Consider the following 14,232-nt stretch of genomic DNA (forward strand, 5'->3'; position numbering starts at 1 on the left):
GTCAGTCGCCCAGTACCCGGCGCAGATAGGCGTTGCCGAACACCCGGTCCGGGTCGAGCCGGTCACGCAGCGCCGTGAACTCGCCGAACCGGGGGTAGACCTCGGCCAGGTACGCCGCGTCCCGTGTGTGCACCTTGCCCCAGTGCGGCCTGCCGCCGTGCGCCGTCATGATCCGTTCGGCCGCCGTGAAGTACGCCTGGTACGGCGTCCCGCGGTACATGTGCACCGCGATGTAGGCGGTGTCCCGGCCGGACGCCGTCGACAGCGCGATGTCGTCGGCGGGAGCCGTCCGCACCTCCACGGGGAAGCTCACCCGCAGCGGCGACCGGTCGACCATGGCCCTGAGTTCCCGCAGGGCCGCGACCGCCGCGTCACGCGGAACGGCGTACTCCATCTCCACGAAGCGCACGCGGCGGGGGGATGTGAAGACCTTGTAGGGAATGTCCGTGTACGTACGGGCGGACAGCGCCCGGCTGGACACCTTGGCGATCGCGGGGACGGCCGTCGGTACGGCCCGGCCGAAGGAGTTGGCCACCTGGAAGACGCCGTTGGACAGGAACTCGTCCTCGAACCAGGCGCTGACGCGGCCGGGCGGGGCGGCGGGCCCCGCGCTGCGGTTGTTGCGCTTGGTGTTGCAGTTGCCGGTGTGCGGGAACCAGTAGAACTCGAAGTGCTCGTTCTCCGCGTGCAGCGCGTCGAACTCGGACGTGACCCTGTCGAAGGTCATCGGCTCCTCGCGGGCGGTCAGCAGGAAGAGCGGCTCCACCGCGAACGTGATCGCGGAGACCACACCGAGTGCGCCCAGACCGATCCGGGCGGCGGCGAAGACCTCCGGGTTCTCCTTCTCCGAGCAGGTCGTCACGCGGCCGTCCGCCGTGACCAGTTCGAGCTCCTTGATCTGCGCGGCGATCGACGCGGAGTCCCGTCCGGTGCCGTGGGTCCCGGTGCTGGTGGCCCCGGCGACCGTCTGTTCCATGATGTCGCCCATGTTCGTGAGCGACAGCCCCTCACGGGCGAGGGCGGCGTTGAGCCGCTTCAGCGGCGTGCCCGACTCCACGGTCACGGTCATCCCGGCACGGTCGAAGCGCCGGATGCCGGTGAGCAGGTCGGGACGGATCAGCAGGCCGTCGGTGGCCGCGATCGAGGTGAAGGAGTGCCCGGTACCGACGGTCTTGACCCGCAGCCCGTCCCGTACCGCCGTCCGTATCGTCTCGGAGAGCTCCGCCACGGACGCCGGACGGGCCTCCCGTACGGGTGAGACGGCGACGTTCCCGGCCCAGTTACGCCAGGTGCCGCCCGGACTCCTCAGGCCGACCTGACCGCTCCGGCCGCTCAGCCCCCGCCACGTCGTCCAACTGCTGTGGGTCCTGCTCACGCTGCCCCTCCCGCGTCGGCACCGGCCTGCGCAGCCGGCGGTACCCCAGGAACGCCACCGCGGCCGCGAGCACCCCCGAGATCCCGGGCACCACGAACCCCGCCGGAGCTCCGTGCGCGTCGACCACCCAGCCGGCGGCCGACGAGCCGAGCGCCACGCCCACCGCCAGCCCGGTACCGGTCCAGGACATGCCCTCGGTGAGTTTGCCGCGCGGTACGTGCGCTTCGACGAGGGCCATCGTGGTCACCATCGTCGGTGCGATGGCCAGGCCCGCGACAAAGAGCGCCACGGCCAGGAACGGCAGGCTCCCGGCCAGTTGGAGGGGGATCATACTCACGGCCATCGCGCAGACGCCCACGACCCATCTGCGGGCCGGGTCGCCCTTCAGGTGCAGCAGGCCGAAAACGGCGCCCGCGAGGCAGGAACCCAGCGCGTACACGGCCAGTACCAGGCTGGCCGCCCGCTTGGCGCCGCTCTCCTCCGCGAAGGCCAGCGTCACCACGTCGACGGCGCCGAAGATGGCGCCCGTGGCCACGAAGGCGGCGACCAGCACCTGGAGGCCGGGGGAGCGGAGGGCCGAGCCGCCGGACGCGTGCTTGTCCACGGGATGAGGCGCCGGCTCGGTCGCGCGCTGGGCCGTCAGCCACCAGACACCGACGAGCAGGAAGAGCGCGGCGAGCAGGGGGCCCGCCTCCGGGAACCACACGGTCGACAGACCGATCGACACGATCGGGCCGAAGATGAAGCACACCTCGTCCACGATCGACTCCAGCGCGTACGCCGTGTGCAGCCGGCGCGGCTCGCCCCGGAATATGTCCGCCCACCGGGCCCGGGTCATCGCGCCGACGCTCGGCACGCACCCGGCGGCCGCCGTGAAGACGAACAGCGTCCAGTCGGGCAGCCCCTGCTGCGCGCAGACCAGCAGGCCGGCGACCGCCATGACGGCGATCAGCGTCGCCGGGCGCAGCACCCTGCGCTGGCCGTGCCGGTCGACCAGCCGGGACACCTGCGGGCCCAGCACGGCGGCGGAGAGCGCCAGCGCGGCGGCCAGCGCGCCCGCCAGTCCGTACCTGCCGGTGATCTCGGACACCATGGTCACGATGCCGATGCCGAGCATGGACAACGGCATGCGGCCGATGAGACCGGCGGTGGAGAACCTCAGGGTGCCGGGGGCGGTGAAGATCGCGCGGTAGGGGCTGGCCAACGGGTACTCCGGGAAGGAACCCGGGGACTGACCCGGGGAGAGGTGGAACGGGGGGCTGGTGGAACAGAGGGGGGCTGACGGGGCTGACGGGGCTGATGGTGCGAGCGGTTCGAGTGGTTCGAGTGGTTCGAGTGGTCCGAGCGGCCGGTCGGTCCGAGCGGCCCGAGGACACAGACCGGACCGAGGAGACCGAGCGGCCCGAGGAGACCGGGTGGACCGGCGGAACCCACGGGACCGGCGGTGTCGAGGAGTCCGAGCGGACGGCGGGTAGTCGAAAGCCGACAATCGGTAAGGCGTATCGACAGCTTTCACAGATTACGCGCGAAGGAGCCGGAGCGCACGGCGGTTTTCCGGCTGTCAGTGCCGGGTGGCAGGATCGGCACCATGTCCGATCAGCGTGATCCAGCACCCTACGACGCTCTCCTGCTGCTCTCCTTCGGCGGGCCCGAGGGCCCGGACGACGTGGTCCCGTTCCTGGAGAACGTGACACGCGGCCGGGGCATCCCGAAGGAACGGCTCAAGGAAGTGGGGCAGCACTACTTCCGCTTCGGCGGGGTCAGCCCGATCAACGCCCAGAACCGCGCCCTGCTGGCCGCGCTCCGCGAGGACTTCGCCGCCGCGGGTATCGACCTCCCGGTCTACTGGGGCAACCGCAACTGGGCGCCGTACCTGACGGACACGCTCCGCGAGATGGTCCTGGACGGCAGGCGCCACATCGCCGTCCTCGCCACCAGCGCGTACGCCTCCTACTCCGGCTGCCGCCAGTACCGCGAGAACCTCGCCGACGCGCTGGCCGCACTGGAGGCGGAGGGCCTGCCGCTGCCCCGGGTCGACAAGCTCCGGCACTACTTCAACCACCCCGGGTTCGTCCGGCCCATGGTGGACGGGGTCCTGAAGTCCCTGGCCGAGCTGGACGAGCCGGTCCGCGCGGGCGCGCACCTCGCGTTCACCACGCACTCCATCCCGGACTCCGCGGCCGACACGTCCGGCCCCGTCGACCAGCACGGCGAGGGCGGGGCCTATGTGCGGCAGCACCTCGACGTCGCGGCCCTGATCGCCGACGCCGTCCGGGACGAGACCGGCGCCGAGCACCCCTGGCGGCTCGTCTACCAGTCGCGCAGCGGCGCCCCGCACATCCCCTGGCTCGAGCCGGACATCTGCGACCACCTGGAGGAGCTGAGCAAGGCCGGAGCCCCGGCGGTCGTCATGGTGCCCATCGGCTTCGTCTCCGACCACATGGAGGTCCTCTACGACCTCGACACCGAGGCCATGGCCAAGGCGGAGGAGCTCGGGCTGCCGGTGCGCAGGTCCGCCACCGTGGGCGCCGACCCCCGGTTCGCCGCCGCCGTCCGGGACCTGCTCCTGGAGCGGGCCGCGACCGAGCGGGGGACGGTGGTGAAGCGGTGCGCGCTCGGCGCGCTGGGGCCGTCCCACGACCTGTGCCCGGTCGGCTGCTGCCCGGCCCGTGCCGAGCGGCCCGCGGCCGCCGGTGCCGACAGCCCGTACGCGTAAGGAGACACCGTGACCGACCCCGTGAGCGACCCCCTGACCGGCCCCCTGTCGGACGAGCCGTCGGACGAGCTGTCGGACGAGCTGTCGGACGAGCTTCTGGAACTGGCCCGGGAGGCGGCCCGGCGCGCCGGAGCGCTGCTGCGTGACGGCCGCCCGGCCGACCTCGGGGTCGCGGCGACCAAGTCGAGCCCCATCGACGTCGTCACCGAGATGGACATCGCCGCCGAGAAGCTGATCACGGGCTTCCTCGCCGAGCACCGCCCCGACGACGGCTTCCTCGGCGAGGAGGGTGGCACGACCGAGGGCCGCAGCGGTATCCGCTGGGTCGTCGACCCCCTGGACGGCACGGTCAACTATCTGTACGGCCTGCCCACCTGGGCCGTGTCGATCGCCGCCGAACGGGACGGCGTGACGCTGGTCGGCGTCGTGGAGGTGCCGATGCGCGGCGAGAGCTTCCACGCGGTCCTCGGCCGCGGCGCGTTCCTCGGCGACCGGCGGCTGCGCTGCCGGCCGGCCCCGCCGCTGGACCAGGCCCTGGTGTCGACCGGTTTCAACTACGTGGCGGAGGTCCGGGCCCACCAGGCCGACGTGGCCCACCGCCTCATTCCGCGCCTGCGGGACATCCGCCGGGGCGGCTCGGCGGCGATCGACCTGGCGGACGTCGCCGCCGGCCGCCTGGACGGCTACTACGAGCGCGGGCTCCACCCCTGGGACCTGGCCGCCGGAGACCTCATCGCCCGCGAGGCGGGCGCCCTCACCGGAGGCCGTCCCGGCACACCGCCGTCCCGGGAGCTGACGGTCGCGGCCTCCCCGGGGGTGTTCGAACCGCTCCAGAAGCTGCTGGAGGAGTTCGGCGCCTGGCACGACTGACCGCGTGCCCCGCCCCGACGCCTCCGCGCGCGTCCCCGACGGCGCGGGCACGCGAAAGGGCCCCGGCGCCGTCCCATGACGCCGGGGCCCCTCACACGTCGGTCAGGCCGTCGCGGTCGAGACCTCCACACCGTGCTCGGCGGCGAGGCGGTGCAGGTCGTCCAGCTCGGCCTGCTCCACATCCGCGAGGAAGTCGTCGCCCGACTCACGTGCCCGCGTGAGGTCGGTCTCCGTGGCCCTTATGCGCTGCAGCAGTCCTGCGGTGAAAGCGTCCATCGTGTGCCCCCTCGTCATGGGTCGGTGGCACGGGGGTGTGCCGAGGGTCGGTCGGATCACGCACCAGCGCCTCTGGGGGACAGAGCGGTTTGTGGCGCGCCACATACAGGGCGTGATCTCGGGTGTGCAGTCGTCCTCCCCAGGGGCTTCCCCGGGGAAACCTCGAAGGGGCCGTCAGTCCGGTATCCACCGGTCCGCCTCGGGCCCCCACGAGCCGCCTTACAGCCGGTTTACGCGTGTAAAGGGCAGGATGAGCACGCACAATCGATGGAAGAGAACTGCCCGGAAACGGGCTCGGAGGAAGGACAGACGCCGTGCGCGTACTCGTCGTCGAGGACGAGCAGCTGCTCGCCGATGCGGTGGCCACCGGACTGCGCCGGGAGGCCATGGCCGTCGACGTCGTGTACGACGGGGCGGCCGCTCTGGAGCGTATCGGCGTCAACGACTACGACGTGGTCGTCCTCGACCGCGACCTCCCGCTCGTCCACGGGGACGACGTCTGCCGCAAGATCGTCGAGCTGGGCATGGCCACGCGCGTGCTGATGCTGACGGCCTCCGGCGACGTCAGCGATCGCGTCGAGGGGCTGGAGCTCGGCGCGGACGACTACCTGCCGAAACCGTTCGCCTTCAGCGAGCTCACCGCGCGCGTACGGGCCCTCGGGCGGCGCACCACCGTGCCGCTGCCACCGGTCCTGGAGCGCGCCGGGATCAAACTCGACCCCAACCGCCGGGAGGTCTTCCGGGACGGCAGGGAGATCCAGCTGGCGCCCAAGGAATTCGCGGTCCTGGAGGTACTCATGCGCAGCGAGGGCGCGGTCGTCTCCGCCGAGCAGCTGCTGGAGAAGGCCTGGGACGAGAACACCGACCCCTTCACCAACGTCGTCCGCGTCACCGTGATGACGCTGCGCCGCAAGCTCGGCGAACCCCCGGTCATCGTCACCGTGCCGGGCTCCGGCTACCGGATCTGAGCCGTGGCGACGACACCCGCGCCACCGGAGGCGCCACCGAAACCCACCTGGGACCCCAGGGGCCCGGTCCGGCCGCTGCTGCGCCCGACCATCCGCATACGCCTGACGCTGCTGTACGGCGGGATGTTCCTGATAGCCGGCATCCTGCTGCTGTCGATCATCTACCTGCTGGCCGCACAGGCCCTGCACATCGGCAACGACCTCCCGTTCCGGATCGGGGTCGAGCGCGGCCAGGTCGTGGTCCTCAGCAAGGAGTGCGTCTTCCCGGAGACCGCCGACACGGACACGTTCAACGCCGCGATGAACGAGTGCGTGAACCAGCAGCGCCAGCACGCGCTGGACGACCTGCTGCGCCGCTCCCTGTTCGCGCTGCTCGGCCTGAGCATCATCGCCTTCGCCTTCGGGTTCGCGATGGCGGGCCGCGTGCTGTCCCCGCTCGGCCGGATCACCCGCACCGCACGCCAGGTGGCCGGCTCCGACCTGACCCGCCGCATCGAGCTGGACGGCCCCGACGACGAGCTGAAGGAGCTCGCCGACACCTTCGACGAGATGCTGGGCCGGCTGGAGCGGGCGTTCACCGCACAGCAGCGGTTCGTCGCGAACGCCTCGCACGAACTGCGCACGCCGCTGGCGATCAACCGCACGCTGCTGGAGGTCCACCTGTCCGACCCGGGCGCGCCCATGGAGCTCCGGGAACTCGGCAAGACGCTCCTGGCCACCAACGAGCGCAGTGAGCAGCTGGTGGAGGGCCTGCTGCTGCTCGCCCGCAGCGACAACCAGATCGTGGACCGCAAACCCGTCGACCTCGCCGAGGTCGCCTCGCGCGCCATCGACCAGGAGCGCGCGGAGGCCGAGCAGAAGGGCGTGGAGATCCGCGGCGCGTGCGCCCCGGTGATCGTCCAGGGCAACGGTGTGCTGCTGGAGAGGATCGCCCTCAACCTGGTCCAGAACGCCGTGCGGTACAACGTGCCGGAGGACGGCTGGGTCGAGGTCACCACCGAGGCCCAGCACGGCCAGGCGGTGCTGGTGGTGGCGAACACCGGCCCGGTGGTCCCGGCGTACGAGATCGACAACCTCTTCGAACCGTTCCGTCGGCTGCGGCAGGAGCGCACGGGCAGCGACAAGGGCGTCGGGCTCGGTCTGTCCATCGCCCGGTCGGTCGCACGGGCCCACGGCGGGCGCATCGGCGCGGAGCCCCGAGAGGGCGGCGGACTCGTGATGCGCGTCACGCTGCCGATCTGAGTAAAGGATCCGGGGGCATTCGTGTTCGCTGTCCGCAGAATTTTCGGGGGCATCCGAAGACCGCCCCCTGTGTGATCGATCACAGCGGCGCAATTCCGGCCATCTACGCTCCGTGATCGGAAAAACCCCCGGAAAACCAGGAAAAGTCGGGGTTTTCCAGGGGTGTCATCACGGGAAGTACACGGGGTGGCGCCTGTGAAGCGCACCATCCCGACCGTGTACGGTCCCGTTCGCCACCCAAACCCGATCACTCTCGAGGGGTCCGGTTGGGTGTCGATTGAGTAACAGACCTTGATGTGAGGCAAAATCTCCGCCTCAGGTCGGGCACAAGTCCGGCCTCTCACGCGTTACGTGCGCTGGAGACACCGCAAACACCCAGAGGGGGAGAGTGACATGGCTACGGACTACGACACCCCACGCAAGACCGACGACGACGTCGACCAGGACAGTCTCGAAGAGCTGAAGGCCCGGCGGAACGACAAGTCGACCTCGACCGTCGACGTCGACGAGTTCGAGGCCGCCGAGGGCCTGGAGCTGCCCGGCGCCGACCTCTCGAACGAGGAGCTGGCCGTCAGGGTGCTGCCCAAGCAGGCGGACGAGTTCACCTGCATGAGCTGCTTCCTGGTGCACCACCGCAGCCAGCTGGCTCGGGAGAAGAACGGTCAGCCGATCTGCCGAGACTGCGACTGAGGTCCGGTCGGCCGTGGCAGGCGACAACCCGTCTCGGAAGCGACGCTTCCGGCTCCCTGGGAAGCCGGAGGCGTACAAGGGCGGCGAAGGCCCGGCGCGCGACGCTCATGAGGCGTCTGCCGAGCACTCCGCCCTCCTGCCCTCCCCCGCCGCACGTGACGACGAGCGAGGCCGCCCGGCCTCGCTCGAAGCGACAGGAACGGCGGCCGAACCCGCCCGCGGTCCGGCGGCGCGCTCACGCCGCCTGGCAGCCGTCAAGCGCGGCGTGCAGAGGAGTGGCGAGGGCGCCAGGGCGGGCATCGCGCATCTGGCCGACCGGATCATCGAGAACGCCCCGCGCGTTCCCGTCCGCGACCTCGCCACCCTGCGCAAGCAGTTCCCCGGCCTCGGGCCCGAGCAGCTCGCGGACAAACTGATCGCGGGAGCAGCGAGCGCCACCGCCACGGTGGGCGCCGGGATCGGCGCGGCCGCCATGCTCCCCGTACCGCCCGCGATGCCGGCCGAGCTGGCCGCGGAGGTCACGGGCGTCGCCGCGATCGAGCTGAAGCTCATCGCCGAACTCCACGAGGTCTACGGCCTGCGCCCGCCGGGCAACCTCACCCAGCGCGCGATGGCCTGCCTGACCTCCTGGACGGAGGAGCGCGGCATCGACGTCACCAAGCCCGCGACCGTGAACGCGGCACTCGGCGGCCGGATGAAGCGCGAGCTGCGCCAGCAGATCATGAAGCGCATGGTGCGCAACCTGCCGAACCTGATGCCGTTCCTGGTGGGCGCCGCCGTCGGCGCCGTGATGAACCGCCGCGACACCAAGAAGCTCGCCGAGCGCATCCGCGCCGATCTCCGCGCCCGCCAGGTCCCGTGGGACGCCCTCCCGGCGCTCCCGCCGCTGGACCAGCCGGAGAACCCGAAGCAGATCGAGTTCTGAGCCGCGGCCCACCGTTCGCCGCCCCCAGTCCCCGCTGCCCGCCCCTAGCCCGGTGCGTGCTGCCCCGCCCGGCTGCCCGCAGCCCGGTGCGTGGTTCCCCCGCACGGCTGCCCGGCGCGTGCTTCCCGCAGGCTGGTGCCCGACCGTCCCGCCTGGCTGCTCGCTGCCCGCAGCCGGGCGCCCGCTACCTGGTGCGTGCTGGACGCTGCCTGCTGGACGCGGCCCTGCCCGCATCCCGCCACTCGTGCCGGCTGCGGCGGACGTGCGCTGCCCCGCCGGACGCAACAGAGCCGTACGGACCCCCGGCAGGGCCCCCACGGCCCTTCAGGCGCCCGCCGCGCGGTGCTCAGCCCCGGGTGGCCCCGTTCGCGCGGAGCCGCTCCAGTGCCGCCGCCAGCGCCTCCGGGTCGCGGGTGGACAGGTAGACGTACGGCGTCGGGTCGTCGACGTCGGTCACCTCGATCCGCAGCGCCGTCGGAATGTAGCTGCGCATCAGCATGAACGCGCGCGGGTCCGCCCGGTGCGTGCGCCAGGCGCGCGCCGCCGCGGCGTCCAGGACCTCCGGTTCGCCCAGGGCCCGCACCGGGATCCGGGCGTCGCCCGCGACCAGCGAACCCGCCACCACGCGGATGCGCGCCGAGCCGTACGAGCTGACCCCGGCCGCCGCCAGCGCCGCCGCCACGATCACTCCGCCGAGCATCGGCAGCGGACCCAGCGGCAGCATGACGATGCCGCCGGAGAGCGCCACCAGGGCGGTGATCGCCCACCACGAACGGGGAGCTGTCAGACGTTCGTCGTACTGCGGGGCCGTGCCCGGTGCGGAAGGCTGCATGCGGTCAAGCTTGGCACGGGGCGGCCACCGCCCGGCCGCGCGGGTAAGGTCTGCGGCTGTGAGCACTGCACTGACGCCTCCCGCCGACGCCATACCGCCGGTACGGCACCCCGAAGCGCCCGCCCCGGGTGAGCTCCTCGGCGCCCACTACGAGCACTGCTTCGGCTGTGGCGGCGGCCAGCCCCACGGGCTGCACCTGGAGGCCAGGGCCGGCGACGGCGTCACCGTCACCGCCGAGTTCACCGTGACCACCGACCACCAGGGAGCGCCGGGCCTCGCCCACGGCGGCGTCCTGGCCACGGCGCTCGACGAGACGCTCGGCTCCCTCAACTGGCTGCTGCGGGTCATCGCGGTGACCGGCAGGCTGGAGACCGACTTCGTGCGTCCCGTCCCCGTCGGCACCGTGCTGCACCTGCAGGGCGAGGTCACGGCCGTGCGGGGCCGCAAGATCTACTCCACGGCGACCGGCAGGATCGGGGGGCCCGACGGCCCCGTCGCGGTCCGTGCCGACGCCCTCTTCATCGAGGTCAAGGTCGATCACTTCATCGACAACGGCCGCCCGGAGGAGATCCGGGCCGCCATGGCCGACCCCGACCAGGTCCGGCGCGCTCGCGCCTTCGAGGTGAACCCCTGATGCGTAACCCTGTCGACGTGCTGATCCGCCGCGTGGACCCGGAGGTGCCGATCCCGTCCTACGGGCACCCCGGCGACGCCGGAGCCGATCTCGTCACCACCGAGGCCGCCGAACTCGCGCCCGGCGAGCGTGCCGTCCTGCCCACCGGAGTGTCCATCGCCCTGCCCGACGGGTACGCGGCCTTCGTGCACCCCCGTTCGGGGCTGGCCGCACGCTGCGGGGTAGCCCTCGTGAATGCCCCAGGGACCGTGGATGCCGGGTACCGTGGGGAGATCAAGGTGATCGTGGTCAATCTGGACCCGCGCGAGGCAGTGCGGTTCGAACGGTTCGACCGGATTGCTCAACTGGTCGTCCAGCAGGTCGAGAAGGTCCGCTTCCACGAAGTGGCGGAGCTTCCCGGCTCGGCGCGGGCCGAGGGGGGCTTCGGGTCCACCGGCGGTCATGCCGCCGTGGACGGCTGGACGGGTGGGAATCGATACGCTTCGGTCGTATCCGACCGGGAAGGACAGTGACGTGTTCGGACGTCGCAAGAAGAGCGGTAACGCCGATGACTCGGCGCGCGAGGCCGAGCAGGTCGTCGACGAGGTCGACACTGACGACGCGGAGCCCGCGAGCGAGTCGCGCCGGGTGAACCTTCCGCCGGCGCCGCGGCCCGACGGGCCCTGGGACATCACCGAGGTGACCCGGCCCGACGAGGGCCGCGTGGACCTGGGCGGCATGTTCGTGCCCGGCGTCGAGGGCATGGAACTGCGCGTCGAGGTCGCCGGGGACGCGATCGTCGCCGCGACCGTGGTGCTGCGTGACAGCGCCATCCAGCTCCAGGCGTTCGCCGCTCCGAAGAAGGAAGGCATCTGGGGCGAGGTCCGCGAGGAGATCGCCTCCGGCATCACCCAGCAGGGCGGCATCATCGACGAGGTCGAGGGCGCTCTCGGCTGGGAGCTGCGCGCTCAGGTCCCCGTCCAGCTGCCGGACGGCACCGGCGGTGTCCAGCTGGTGCGCTTCGTCGGCGTCGACGGCCCGCGCTGGTTCCTGCGCGGTGTCATCTCCGGGCAGGGCGCGGTGCAGCCGCAGGCGGCCGGGCTGCTGGAGCAGATCTTCCGGGACACCGTCGTCGTCCGTGGTGAGGGCCCGATGGCGCCCCGCGACCCGATCGTCCTGAAGCTCCCGAACGACGCGCAGATGGTGCCCGAGGGCATCCAGCAGGAGAGCCAGGAGGGCTCGCGCTTCTCCGGCGGCATGGGCCAGCTCCAGCGGGGCCCGGAGACCACCGAGGTCCGCTGAGCGGATCGCACGCCGCGCGCAGCGGTGGACGCGGTGGCCCGCAGCCGCCGGGGACCCACGGAGGCAGTGGCCTGCGGGCGCCGCGGACCTGCGGAGGCGGTGGCCGCGCGGGCGCTGCGGACCCGCTGACGCCGTGGCGGCGCCACAGGCGCTGCGGACCCGTGACGCGGTGGGGCCACAGGCGCGGCGGACCCGTGGACGCGGTGGGGCCGTGGACGCCCGTATCGATGGACCGGTGTGGGCCGTACCCCGAACGACAGGGGTGCGGCCCACCGTCCTGTGCGGTACCCGCGCCGTCCTGTGCGGTGCCCCCGCCGTCCTGTGCGGTGCCCCCGCCGTCCTGTGCGGTACCCGCGTCAGGGCGGGGCGGCCCCCCGGGGCGTCGCCCGCCGTCGCGCGTCAGAATCACGTCAATACGCGTCCGGGAGCCACACACTCGTCCGATTCCGCGCCGGTGACCGCCGTAAGGTCGACGCTGCGCGGCCCCGGCCGCCGTGATGTCCCACCTCCGGAGAAAGCAGGACCCCATGACGCGGGTGCTCGTGGTCGACGACGAGCCACAGATCGTACGTGCCCTCGTGATCAACCTGAAGGCGCGCAAGTACGAGGTCGACGCCGCGCCTGACGGGGCGACCGCACTCGAACTCGCGGCCAACCGTCACCCCGATGTGGTGATTCTCGACCTGGGGCTGCCCGACATGGACGGCGTCGAGGTGATCAAGGGTCTGCGCGGCTGGACCCGGGTGCCGATACTCGTGCTCTCCGCCCGCCACACCTCCGACGAGAAGGTCGAGGCGCTGGACGCCGGCGCCGACGACTACGTCACCAAGCCGTTCGGCATGGACGAGCTCCTCGCCAGGCTCAGGGCCGCCGTACGCAGGGCCGAGCCGGTCGGCGGCGGCGAGGACGGTGTCGTCGTGGTGGAGACGGACGGCTTCACGGTCGACCTCGCGGCGAAGAAGGTCAACCGGGACGGCCGCGACGTCCGGCTCACCCCGACCGAGTGGCACCTGCTGGAGGTCCTGGTCCGCAACAGCGGCCGGCTCGTCAGCCAGAAGCAACTGCTCCAGGAGGTCTGGGGCCCCTCGTACGGTACGGAGACGAACTACCTGCGGGTCTACATGGCGCAGCTGCGGCGGAAGCTGGAGGCCGATCCGTCGCACCCCCGGCACTTCATCACCGAGCCGGGAATGGGCTACCGCTTCGAGCGCTGACCACGGCCCCGGTTCGGTGACAGCGGTGCCCGGTACGCTTTCTGTATGACTGCTGCACCGCGTACAGACAAGCCGGCCGGCCGCTTCCGCCGGATGCTGGACCGGCTGTCGACTTCCCAGGGCGACCTGGAGTCGGAGGAGCTCCAGCAGGACGCCGACGCGTCGGGGTGCACCCGCATATGCGACTGCGGCGACCGGCAGATCGTGAAGGTGACTGGTACCTTGCGGACGGTCACCCTGCGTCCTCGGGCCGGAGTGCCGGCGCTGGAGGCGGAGCTCTTCGACGGCACGGCGCCGCTGGACGTGGTGTGGCTGGGCAGGCGCTCCATCGCGGGCATAGAACCGGGCCGCAGGCTGATCGCCTCGGGCCGGATCTCCCTCAGCCAGGGACGCCGGGTCCTCTTCAACCCCAAATACGAACTCCGACCGCTCGGACAGGAGTAGCCGGTGACGTCTCTCGACAAGCCGACCACGGATCAGGACGACCAACGCGCGAAAGCGGTGACCGAGGCGGCGCTGTTCGACGCGTTCGGCGGCGTGCGGGGCATGGTGGAGACGGTTCTCCCCGGCCTGCTCTTCGTCACGATCTTCACGATCAACAAGGACCTGCACATCTCGGCCATCGCGGCCCTGGCGGTGTCCCTGCTGCTCGTCGTCGTCCGCCTGATCCGCCGCGACACCGTCAAGCACGCCTTCAGCGGCGTCTTCGGTGTCGCCTTCGGTGTCGTCTTCGCGATGATGACGGGCAACGCCAAGGACTTCTACCTGCCCGGCATGCTGTACACGCTCGGGCTGGGCGTCGCGTACATCGCCACCACCCTCGCGGGCGTCCCGCTGATCGGTCTGGTCCTCGGCCCGGTCTTCAAGGAGAACCTCTCCTGGCGCACCAGGAACCCCGGCCGGAAGAAGGCGTACGCCAAGGCGAGCTGGGCGTGGGGCCTGATCCTCCTCGCCAAATGCGCGATCCTCTTCCCGCTGTACTGGTGGGCCGACACCACGCAGCTCGGCTGGGTGCTGGTCGCCCTGAAGATCCCGCCGTTCCTGCTCGCGGTGTACCTGACGTGGGTCTTCCTGGCCAAGGCGCCGCCGCCGATCGACGTCTTCGCCGAGATGGAGGCGGCCGAGCGCGCCGAGAAGGAACGCAAGGCCGCGGCCTCCGCCCAGTCGACCGCCGCCCCGGCGCAACCCCACCAGGGCGAGGCCTGACGG

The 14,232-nt window shown here is 71.8% G+C and carries 16 protein-coding genes; 12 read left to right on the forward strand and 4 right to left on the reverse strand.

All coding sequences use genetic code 11. The annotated features are described in order from the left end of the window. Position 1: 1 nt before the first annotated feature. Both ACGF5U_RS24955 and ACGF5U_RS24960 read right to left on the reverse strand, forming a co-directional pair. Positions 2 to 1,309 carry a D-arabinono-1,4-lactone oxidase gene (locus ACGF5U_RS24955; RefSeq protein ID WP_392713720.1) on the reverse strand — a complete coding sequence of 436 codons (1,308 nt, stop codon included), beginning with the start codon at positions 1,307 to 1,309 and terminating at the stop codon, positions 2 to 4. Then, the gene (locus tag ACGF5U_RS24960; protein ID WP_392713333.1) at positions 1,281 to 2,579 is read right to left on the reverse strand and encodes an MFS transporter; all 1,299 of its coding nucleotides are present in this window, start codon (positions 2,577 to 2,579) and stop codon (positions 1,281 to 1,283) included. The genes ACGF5U_RS24955 and ACGF5U_RS24960 overlap by 29 nt, the downstream gene beginning before the upstream one ends. A gap of 384 nt (positions 2,580 to 2,963) precedes the next feature. Between ACGF5U_RS24960 and ACGF5U_RS24965 the strand changes: the two genes are divergently transcribed. Continuing rightward, complete coding sequence (locus ACGF5U_RS24965) at positions 2,964 to 4,091, forward strand: ferrochelatase (RefSeq protein WP_392713335.1); 1,128 nt, start codon at positions 2,964 to 2,966, stop codon at positions 4,089 to 4,091. 33 nt (positions 4,092 to 4,124) lie between these two features. After that, the gene (locus ACGF5U_RS24970) at positions 4,125 to 4,961 is read left to right on the forward strand and encodes an inositol monophosphatase family protein (protein ID WP_392713722.1); all 837 of its coding nucleotides are present in this window, start codon (positions 4,125 to 4,127) and stop codon (positions 4,959 to 4,961) included. Between the two features lie 102 nt (positions 4,962 to 5,063). Here the strand turns inward: ACGF5U_RS24970 and ACGF5U_RS24975 are convergent, their stop codons facing one another. Further along, positions 5,064 to 5,237 carry a hypothetical protein gene (locus ACGF5U_RS24975; protein ID WP_392713337.1) on the reverse strand — a complete coding sequence of 58 codons (174 nt, stop codon included), beginning with the start codon at positions 5,235 to 5,237 and terminating at the stop codon, positions 5,064 to 5,066. A 314-nt stretch (positions 5,238 to 5,551) separates the two neighbouring features. On the opposite strand from ACGF5U_RS24975, the gene ACGF5U_RS24980 reads away from it, so the two are divergent. From ACGF5U_RS24980 to ACGF5U_RS24995, 4 genes are all read left to right on the forward strand, one after another. Beyond that, entirely contained in the window at positions 5,552 to 6,205 is a 654-nt protein-coding gene (locus ACGF5U_RS24980) for a response regulator transcription factor (RefSeq protein WP_392713338.1), read from the forward strand. Positions 6,206 to 6,208: 3 nt separating this feature from the next. Beyond that, entirely contained in the window at positions 6,209 to 7,447 is a 1,239-nt protein-coding gene (locus tag ACGF5U_RS24985) for a sensor histidine kinase (RefSeq protein ID WP_392713339.1), read from the forward strand. 393 nt (positions 7,448 to 7,840) lie between these two features. After that, entirely contained in the window at positions 7,841 to 8,137 is a 297-nt protein-coding gene (locus tag ACGF5U_RS24990) for a DUF4193 domain-containing protein (protein ID WP_345688234.1), read from the forward strand. A gap of 13 nt (positions 8,138 to 8,150) precedes the next feature. Next, positions 8,151 to 9,062: a hypothetical protein gene (locus ACGF5U_RS24995; RefSeq protein WP_392713341.1), complete on the forward strand. Its 912-nt coding sequence runs from the start codon at positions 8,151 to 8,153 to the stop codon at positions 9,060 to 9,062. Between the two features lie 346 nt (positions 9,063 to 9,408). Here ACGF5U_RS24995 and ACGF5U_RS25000 read toward each other — a convergent pair whose 3' ends face one another. Further along, on the reverse strand, positions 9,409 to 9,894 hold the full coding sequence (locus ACGF5U_RS25000; protein WP_392713343.1) for a DUF3093 domain-containing protein: 486 nt from the start codon (positions 9,892 to 9,894) through the stop codon (positions 9,409 to 9,411). Here ACGF5U_RS25000 and ACGF5U_RS25005 point away from each other — a divergent pair. The 6 genes from ACGF5U_RS25005 (at position 9,893) to ACGF5U_RS25030 (ending at position 14,229) form a co-directional block, all read left to right on the forward strand. Next, the gene (locus ACGF5U_RS25005) at positions 9,893 to 10,528 is read left to right on the forward strand and encodes a PaaI family thioesterase (RefSeq protein WP_392713345.1); all 636 of its coding nucleotides are present in this window, start codon (positions 9,893 to 9,895) and stop codon (positions 10,526 to 10,528) included. The genes ACGF5U_RS25000 and ACGF5U_RS25005 overlap by 2 nt on opposite strands. Next, positions 10,528 to 11,040, forward strand: a complete 513-nt coding sequence (dut, locus tag ACGF5U_RS25010; protein ID WP_392713347.1) for a dUTP diphosphatase — start codon at positions 10,528 to 10,530, stop codon at positions 11,038 to 11,040. The genes ACGF5U_RS25005 and dut overlap by 1 nt, the downstream gene beginning before the upstream one ends. Position 11,041: 1 nt before the next feature. Then, entirely contained in the window at positions 11,042 to 11,809 is a 768-nt protein-coding gene (locus ACGF5U_RS25015) for a DUF3710 domain-containing protein (protein WP_392713349.1), read from the forward strand. A gap of 527 nt (positions 11,810 to 12,336) precedes the next feature. Continuing rightward, on the forward strand, positions 12,337 to 13,023 hold the full coding sequence (locus ACGF5U_RS25020) for a response regulator (protein ID WP_392713350.1): 687 nt from the start codon (positions 12,337 to 12,339) through the stop codon (positions 13,021 to 13,023). A 45-nt stretch (positions 13,024 to 13,068) separates the two neighbouring features. Continuing rightward, positions 13,069 to 13,467, forward strand: coding sequence for an OB-fold nucleic acid binding domain-containing protein (locus tag ACGF5U_RS25025; protein ID WP_392713351.1), 399 nt, complete (start codon positions 13,069 to 13,071; stop codon positions 13,465 to 13,467). Positions 13,468 to 13,470: 3 nt separating this feature from the next. Further along, positions 13,471 to 14,229: a DUF3159 domain-containing protein gene (locus ACGF5U_RS25030; protein ID WP_392713353.1), complete on the forward strand. Its 759-nt coding sequence runs from the start codon at positions 13,471 to 13,473 to the stop codon at positions 14,227 to 14,229. The last annotated feature ends 3 nt before the right edge of the window (positions 14,230 to 14,232 follow it).

The sequence above is a fragment of the Streptomyces sp. NPDC047886 genome (assembly GCF_043204435.1).
Taxonomy (GTDB): Bacteria; Actinomycetota; Actinomycetes; order Streptomycetales; family Streptomycetaceae; genus Streptomyces.